General features: G+C 67.0%; 7 protein-coding genes and 1 pseudogene. 4 read left to right on the top strand and 4 right to left on the bottom strand.

Going from position 1 to position 7,236, the window contains the following annotated elements; all coding sequences use genetic code 11:
- Positions 1 to 322: hypothetical protein (locus PNO31109_RS21615; protein WP_217433193.1), on the bottom strand; the 322-nt coding region annotated here is incomplete at its 3' end.
- A gap of 67 nt (positions 323 to 389) precedes the next feature.
- On the opposite strand from PNO31109_RS21615, the gene cysM reads away from it, so the two are divergent.
- Complete coding sequence (cysM, locus tag PNO31109_RS21610) at positions 390 to 1,292, top strand: cysteine synthase CysM (RefSeq protein WP_150557498.1); 903 nt, start codon at positions 390 to 392, stop codon at positions 1,290 to 1,292.
- Positions 1,293 to 1,457: 165 nt separating this feature from the next.
- On the opposite strand, the gene mltB is transcribed toward cysM, so the two are convergent.
- The gene (gene mltB, locus PNO31109_RS21605) at positions 1,458 to 2,720 is read right to left on the bottom strand and encodes a lytic murein transglycosylase B (protein WP_241014018.1); all 1,263 of its coding nucleotides are present in this window, start codon (positions 2,718 to 2,720) and stop codon (positions 1,458 to 1,460) included.
- Between the two features lie 429 nt (positions 2,721 to 3,149).
- Here mltB and PNO31109_RS21600 point away from each other — a divergent pair, with 429 nt between their 5' ends.
- Together PNO31109_RS21600 and PNO31109_RS21595 are read left to right on the top strand one after the other, a co-directional pair.
- Entirely contained in the window at positions 3,150 to 4,073 is a 924-nt protein-coding gene (locus PNO31109_RS21600; RefSeq protein ID WP_150557497.1) for a histone deacetylase family protein, read from the top strand.
- A gap of 53 nt (positions 4,074 to 4,126) precedes the next feature.
- Positions 4,127 to 4,951 carry an enoyl-CoA hydratase gene (locus PNO31109_RS21595; RefSeq protein WP_150557496.1) on the top strand — a complete coding sequence of 275 codons (825 nt, stop codon included), beginning with the start codon at positions 4,127 to 4,129 and terminating at the stop codon, positions 4,949 to 4,951.
- 68 nt (positions 4,952 to 5,019) lie between these two features.
- On the opposite strand, the gene PNO31109_RS21590 is transcribed toward PNO31109_RS21595, so the two are convergent.
- The gene (locus tag PNO31109_RS21590) at positions 5,020 to 5,793 is read right to left on the bottom strand and encodes a ferredoxin--NADP reductase (protein ID WP_150557495.1); all 774 of its coding nucleotides are present in this window, start codon (positions 5,791 to 5,793) and stop codon (positions 5,020 to 5,022) included.
- Positions 5,794 to 5,883: 90 nt separating this feature from the next.
- Positions 5,884 to 6,792: an alpha/beta hydrolase gene (locus PNO31109_RS21585; RefSeq protein WP_241014019.1), complete on the bottom strand. Its 909-nt coding sequence runs from the start codon at positions 6,790 to 6,792 to the stop codon at positions 5,884 to 5,886.
- Between the two features lie 368 nt (positions 6,793 to 7,160).
- Between PNO31109_RS21585 and PNO31109_RS21580 the strand changes: the two are divergent.
- Positions 7,161 to 7,236, top strand: a pseudogene (locus PNO31109_RS21580) (electron transfer flavoprotein subunit beta/FixA family protein); the annotation flags it as partial.

Genomic DNA, 7,236 nt, shown 5'->3' with positions numbered 1-7,236 from the left:
CGGCAACCACCCCGGGCGCCAAGCCGGGGGCGACGGCGCCTGCGCCCGCGGCGACCCCGGCCACCGGTGCCAACGCCAGCGCCGGCGCGACGTCCCCCGTCACCGGGCCAGCGGCGAGCGCGGCGCCCACGAAGGCGTCGAAGTCGAAGAAGACGAAGGACGCCAAGGCGGCAGCCGCGCCGGCGCCGGCTTCGGCGGCCGATGCGGCGAGCGCAAAGCCGTCCAGAGCGAAGAAGTCGAAGGCGCCCGCCACGACAGGCGAGCCGAAGGCCTGAGCGCTGCGCCGGCCGGGATCGTGCGCGACGCCCGGCCGGGAGACCATACCCGGAGCGCGGACTTGGCCGGTGGATTAGAATGTTCCGATTCCCGACCGAAAAAGCTTAAGCGCAATGGCCTATAAGACTATCGAAGACACCATCGGCAATACACCGCTGGTGCAACTGGTGCGTTTGCCCGACGACGAAATCCGTCGCCGCAACAACGTGATTCTCGGCAAGCTCGAGGGCAACAACCCGGCCGGTTCGGTGAAGGACCGCCCGGCGCTGTCGATGATCAAGCACGCCGAAGCGCGCGGGCGCATCAAGCCGGGCGACACGCTCATCGAAGCCACGTCGGGCAACACCGGCATCGCACTGGCGATGGCCGCGGCCATTCGCGGCTACAAGATGGTGCTGATCATGCCGGAGGATCTCTCGATCGAGCGTCGTCAGAGCATGGGCGCCTACGGCGCGCAGATCATCCTCACGCCGGTCAAGGGCGGCATGGAATATGCGCGCGACCTGGCCGAGCAGATGCAGCGCGACGGCCGCGGCATCATCCTCGATCAGTTCTCCAACCCGGACAACCCGCTCGCCCACTACGAAACCACCGGGCCGGAAATCTGGCGCGATACCGAAGGGCGCATCACGCACTTCGTCTCCGCGATGGGGACGACCGGCACGATCATGGGCGTTTCGCAATACCTCAAGGAGCAGAACCCGGCAATCCAGATCGTCGGCGCGGAGCCGGCCGAAGGCTCGCGCATCCCGGGCATCCGCAAGTGGCCGGAAGCCTATCTGCCGAAGATCTTCGACCGCGCGCGCGTCGACCGCACGGTCTCGGTGACGCAGTCCGATGCCGAAATCATGGCGCGCCGTCTTGCCGCCGAAGAGGGCATCTTCTGCGGTATCTCGGCCGCGGGCGCCTGCCAGATCGCGCTCAACCTCGCGCATGAAGTCGAAAACGCGACGATCGTGTTCGTCGTGTGCGATCGTGGCGACCGTTACCTTTCGACGGGCGTGTTCCCGGCCTGAGGCGCGGGCGGAACGTCGCCCGGACGTTCGTCCGGCCATCAACGAGAAACGGGACCCGCGGGTCCCGTTTCTCATGGCGGTTTCGGCGACCAGGCCGGAGCGGGGGCGCGGGCCACGGCCGACGCCAAAGCCCACACCGAGCCGAGCCTAAGCCCGAGGCGGAGCTCACGGCGCGCGAGCGGCCTTGATCGCGTCCGCGAGGTCGTACACCGACATGGCGTAGAAGAAACTGCGGTTGTAGCGCGTGAGCACGTAGAAGTTGGTCAGCCCCATGCGGTACTGCGTCGCCTGACCGGGGGTGGGCAGATCGACGATGAGCACCGGCGTGTCGAGCGACGCGCCCACGTCGAGCCGCGGCTCGTTCATCAGCATGCCCGCCTTGATGAAGTCGCCGAGTTTCCAGTGCGGCTCCGGCTGTCCGTCGGCACCGGCTTCGGCCAGCCCCTGGCTGCCGCGATCGGCGGCGATGTTCCATACGATCGGCTGGCCGGACTGCCAGCCGTGCTGCTTCAGGAAGTTGGCCACGCTGCCGATGGCGTCCGCCACGTCGTTGCTCAGGTTGATCTTGCCGTCGCCGCTGTAGTCGACGGCGTAGTTGCGAATCGACGACGGCATGAACTGCGCAATGCCGATGGCGCCCGCGTATGAACCATAGATGCTGAACGGATCGACGCCGCGCTCGCGCGCATAGAGCAGCAGGTTCTCCAGCTCGTTGCGAAACAGCGCCATGCGCTCGGAGCGATTGCGCGCCGGCGGGTAGTCGAATGCAAGCGTAGTGAGTGCGTCGATGGTGCGGAAGTTGCCCATGTTGCGCCCGTAGATCGTCTCCACGCCGATGATGGCGACGATGATTTCCTCGGGTACGCCGTACTGCCGCGCGGCGCGAGCCAGCGTGGCCGCATTCTGATTCCAGAATCGCACGCCGCCGTTGATGCGCGTGTTGTCGAGAAAACGTTTCTCGTAGTTGGTCCAGTTCTTCTGTCCCGGCACGGCCGGCGGCGCGGCCAGACGCGCCGCCGTCTGCGAGAACACCACGCGCGAGAAGATTCTCTGCAACTCGGCGCGATCGAAGCCGTCGCGCGCGACGATGTCGTTGATGAACGCATCGACCTCCGGATGGGCGGCGTAGCGCTGCGGCACCACCTCTTCCTCGAACTCGGTTTGCGCGACCGGCTTCGCACGCGTCTGTGCGTGCGCGAGCGTGGCGCCGAGCGCAAGCGCCCCGATGCAAAGCGCGGCGCCGAGCGCACGGGCCCAGCGTGACAGGCGAGGCAGGCGTGGCAGGTGCGGCAGGTGCGGCTGGGGGGCGCTGCGCGAAACGTTGCCGAGGGCCGCGTGAAGACGGGGCAGACGGCCAGTGTCCGGTCGATGGGTGAGGCGCGAGGGCGCCGGCGAGAGTGAGTCGTACATCCGTACCGGTGATGTCATGCTGTCTGTCAGGCCTGTATGAAGTCGAAATACGATGCCGGCGTGCGGGCCAACGTCGCGTTAGTCGCGTTGAGGCCGTCATCAGTTCGCGCACCGATCACTCGATGTGCGCCGCTGCGTCGAGCGTCAACCTTTCATGCCGGCGTGCGCCGTCCCGAAATTCGGGAGATCGGCCCTTGCCGGCTGACACGGGTCTGCTGGGAGACTGTCTGGCAGTATAACCGAGTGCACCTGTGATACCTTTAGGCCTGTGCATTGTCCGTGACAGTGCTCATGGGGGATGCCGGCCATCGGCGCGCGTTTGCCGATGCACTCGGCACACGCTCGCCAGGCACCACGCCCGGCCGCTACCGGACGTGGAGACGACGGCGCGGCGGGCATCCCCCGCCCGACCAATATAACGATACGAAGCGATAGGCGAGACATCGAATGGCTACCGGGTTTTATACGCATCCCGATTGCATCCGTCACGAGATGGGCGAGTGGCATCCGGAATGTCCCGCGCGGCTGCGCGCCATCGAGGATCAGTTGATCGCCGGGCGCATCGACGGCCTGCTCGAGCGGCGCGAGGCGCCGGTGGTCGACGAGGCCAGCCTGCTGCGCGTGCACACGCAGGAGCACATCGACTTCGTTCGCGACAGCATCCCCGAGTCAGGCTATTTCCCGATCGATCCCGATACGCTGCTCAATCCATATTCCTGGCGCGCCGCCACGCGTGCGGCCGGCGCCGCCGTGGCGGCCACCGATGCCGTCATTCGCGGCGAACTCGACAACGCCTTCTGCAGCGTGCGTCCGCCGGGCCATCACGCCACGCCCACGCGCGCCATGGGCTTCTGCCTGCTCAACAACGTGGCGGTCGCCGCGGCGCATGCGCTCGAAGTGCACGGCCTGTCGCGCGTGGCGATCGTCGACTTCGACGTGCATCACGGCAACGGCACCGAGGCGGCCTTCGCCAACGACGAACGCGTACTGATGTGCGGCATCTTCCAGCATCCGTTCTACCCGTTCTCGGGCGCCGATCATCCGGCGCCGAACATGCTCAACATCCCGCTCGCCGCGCGCACGTCCGGCATGGCCGCGCGCGAGGCGATCGACTATGGCTGGCTCGGACAGCTCGACGCGTTCCGTCCCGAAATGATCTTCTTCTCGGCCGGGTTCGATGCGCACCGCGAAGACGATCTCGGCAACCTCGGTCTCACCGAGGCCGACTTCACGTGGATCACCGAACGCGTGAAGGCTGTCGCGGATCGCCATGCGAACGGACGCATCGTGAGCTGCCTCGAGGGCGGATACAACCTGTCGGCGCTCGGGCGCAGCGTCGTCGCCCATCTGAAGGTGCTCGCCGACGTCTGACCAACATGCGACGTCGCACGCCCGTCACGGGGCATGCGACGCAGGAGGCGACCATGACGGCATCCGATACGGCGGGCGCATCGCCCGAACCCCTCGTTCTCGTCTCGCGCGGCGAAGGCGATCTCGCCGGCGTGCTCACGCTCACGCTCAACCGGCCGCGCCACTTCAACGCGCTCTCCGAAGCCATGCTCGACGCGCTGCAGCGCGCGCTCGACGACACCGCGCGGGACGCCGGTGCTCGCGTGGTCGTGCTCGCGGCATCGGGGGCGGCGTTCTGCGCCGGGCACGACCTCAAGGAGATGCGCGCGCAGCCGTCGCTCGACGACTATCGCAAGCTCTTCGACCAGTGCACGCGCGTCATGATGACGATGCAGCGCATGCCGCAGCCGGTCATCGCCCGCGTGCATGGTCTGGCCACGGCGGCCGGCTGTCAGCTCGTCGCGATGTGCGATCTGGCGGTGGCCGCGTCTGCCGCGCGGTTTGCCGTGTCGGGCATCAACGTGGGCCTGTTCTGCGCGACGCCGGGCGTGGCGCTGTCACGCAATCTGACGCGCAAGCAGGCGATGGAGATGCTGCTGACGGGCGAGTTCATCGACGCACCGACGGCTCGTGAGCGCGGGCTCGTCAATCGGGTCGTGCCGATGGAGCGGCTCGACGCGGAAGTGGCGGCGCTGTGCCGCTCGATTCTCGCGAAGCCGGCCGCCGCCGTGGCGGCGGGCAAGGGATTGTTCTACCGGCAACTGGAGACTGGCATCGAAGCCGCGTATCAAATGGCCGGGCAGACGATGGCGTGCAACATGATGGACGAATGCGCGCTCGAAGGCGTGCAGGCGTTCATCGAGAAGCGGCGCCCCGACTGGGCGCCCCCGACGGACTGAATGCCGCGCGGGCGTGCGGATCGTCGGCGCCGCCCTCGCGTTCCCCCGGCGTGCCCGTTGCTCGCCAGTCACCACTGCTTTTCCAGCACCAGCGGCCCCGGCGTCGCCGTGCGGCTCACGGCGTAACCGTTGCCGGTGAACCAGGCGCGCAGCGCTTTCACCATGTCGGGATTGCCGCACACCATGATGCGCGAGGTGGCCGGGTCGAGCGTCGCGCCCATGGCCTTTTCCAGTTCTCCCGAGGCGAGCAACGACGTGATGCGTCCGTACAGCGCGCCGGGCGTCTGCTCGCGCGTCACGCACACCGAGAAGCGCAGCTTCTTCACGAGCGACGGATCGACGTCGGGATGCGAGAAATGACGCAACTGCTCGTAGTACGCGAGGTCGCGTTCCCAGCGCACGCTATGCACGAGGAAGATGCGCTCGAAACGCTGCCAGACAGCGCGATCGCGCAGGATCGACACGAACGGCGCGAGGCCGGTGCCCGTGGCCAGCAGCCAGAGATCGTCGCCGCCCGTGAAGCGATCGAGGGTGAGAAAGCCGTAGGCCGTGTGGTCGACGAAAATCTCGTCACCCACCTTGAGCTGCGACATGCGCGGCGTGAGTTGCCCTTCGGGAATCGTGATGACATAGAACTCCAACGTATCTTCCGCGGGCGCGTTGACGAACGAGTACGCGCGCCATATCAGCTCGCCGTCGTCGCCCGGCAAGCCCAGCCGCACGAACTGTCCGGCCGTGAATTGCAGCGCGGCCGGGCGCGTGGTCTTGATGCTGAAGATCGTCGGCGTCCAGAAATGCATGCCGGTGACCGTTTGCGGCGAGTACTTCGTCTGCGCTTGCATGCCGTTGGCTCCTCGCGTTTTGCATACGACTTCAGTGTAACGCGGGGGGCGCATGCACGTGCCGAGACCCTGCTCGCGTGGCGGGTTCCGTCACACGTCCGAGGGCGTGTCGTGCGTGAGCGGCTCGTCGGCGCGTGCCTTCGCGGTGTCGAGATGCCGCAGCAGCCACTGCGTCAGATCGTCGATGACCTGCTCGCGGTCGAGGTCATTGAGCGTCTCGTGGAAGTGCCCCGGATACAGGCGCAGCGTCTTGTCCTGCGAGCCGGCGTTGCCGTGGAACTGCTCGCTCGCCCACGGTGCGGTGAGCCGGTCGGCCGTGCCGTGAAAGATGTAGAGCGGCAGATGCAGGGCGCCGGCATTGGCGTGAATGCGCGCCATCGCGTCGAGCAGTTCGGCGGCCGTGCGGGCGGGCGTGCCGCGATAGGCGTTGAGCGGATCGGCCCTGGCGGTGCGAACGACGGACGCGTCGCGCGAGATCTTTGCCGGATCGATCTTGAATACGGGCATCTTCGGCAGCCAGCGCGACACCCAGCGGCCGGCCGCGACCATCCACGGCGCGACCGGCTCGCCGGGCCCCAGCGCCGGGCTGCTCAGCATCAGGCCGCGCACGTGCGCCGGCGCGCGCGTGATCGTATAGAGCGCGGCGATGGCGCCGCCCATGCTGTGGCCGAGCACGAACAGCGGCACGGGGCCGAATGTCGCGCGAACGTGGGTGAGGAAGATTTCCGTGTCGGCGAGATACTCGTCGAAGTGCCTGACGAAGACGCGCGCGCCGCCCGAGCGGCCGTGCCCGCGCAGATCGTAGGTGACGGTGGCGATGTCGAGCGCCGCGAAGTGGGCGGCCAGCGGCGCGTAGCGTCCGCCGTGCTCGCCCATGCCATGCACGATGGCCACGACGGCGCGCAGCGGCCGATCCGCGGCGCCGTCGGGCCGCCAGGTGTGCATGTGCAGCGACAGACCGTCACTGGCCTGAAGGCGCGATTCCGAATATGTGGCCATGGTCTCCTCCTGGCGTGCGGGCCGGCGAGCGTCGTGCGTGCGACGCGCATCGATGAAGTGGGCCATTCGATCATAGGCCCGCCGCACGCGGGGCAAAATCTCTAGAGGAAATGCACCACGAGGACACTGGCTGTACGTCGCGATTTGCATAAAAATAGCACGATCGTTCGGGGCTGCGAGACCAGGCCAGGCCTGCGTCCGACGGGTTCCGGCACCGTTATCGCGAGGATCGCGCATCCGCGGCGCAGAGGAAAGGGGGGGGACTCCCTTGTTTGCCATAAAATGCCGCAAATGTGCAATAAATGCGTCATCCGTCGTGTGGTTATAATGGCAGCGGATTGACGTAAACGTAACTTTGGAGCGAGTTCATGAAGATCCTGGTACCGGTCAAACGGGTAGTGGATTACAACGTAAAGGTTCGGGTGAAGAGCGACGGGAGTGGCG

The organism is Pandoraea nosoerga (assembly GCF_902459585.1).
Taxonomy (GTDB): Bacteria; Pseudomonadota; Gammaproteobacteria; order Burkholderiales; family Burkholderiaceae; genus Pandoraea; species Pandoraea nosoerga.
This window is presented reverse-complemented; position numbering and strand designations above follow the sequence as displayed.

Bases quoted from the DNA above. Each gene is read 5' to 3' on its own strand.
- cysM (WP_150557498.1), top strand. From the start codon at position 390: ATGGCCTATAAGACTATCGAAGACACCATCGGCAATACACCGCTGGTG.
- PNO31109_RS21595 (WP_150557496.1), top strand. From the start codon at position 4,127: ATGACGGCATCCGATACGGCGGGCGCATCGCCCGAACCCCTCGTTCTC.
- PNO31109_RS21590 (WP_150557495.1), bottom strand. From the start codon at position 5,793: ATGCAAGCGCAGACGAAGTACTCGCCGCAAACGGTCACCGGCATGCAT.
- mltB (WP_241014018.1), bottom strand. From the start codon at position 2,720: ATGACATCACCGGTACGGATGTACGACTCACTCTCGCCGGCGCCCTCG.
- PNO31109_RS21585 (WP_241014019.1), bottom strand. From the start codon at position 6,792: ATGGCCACATATTCGGAATCGCGCCTTCAGGCCAGTGACGGTCTGTCG.
- PNO31109_RS21600 (WP_150557497.1), top strand. From the start codon at position 3,150: ATGGCTACCGGGTTTTATACGCATCCCGATTGCATCCGTCACGAGATG.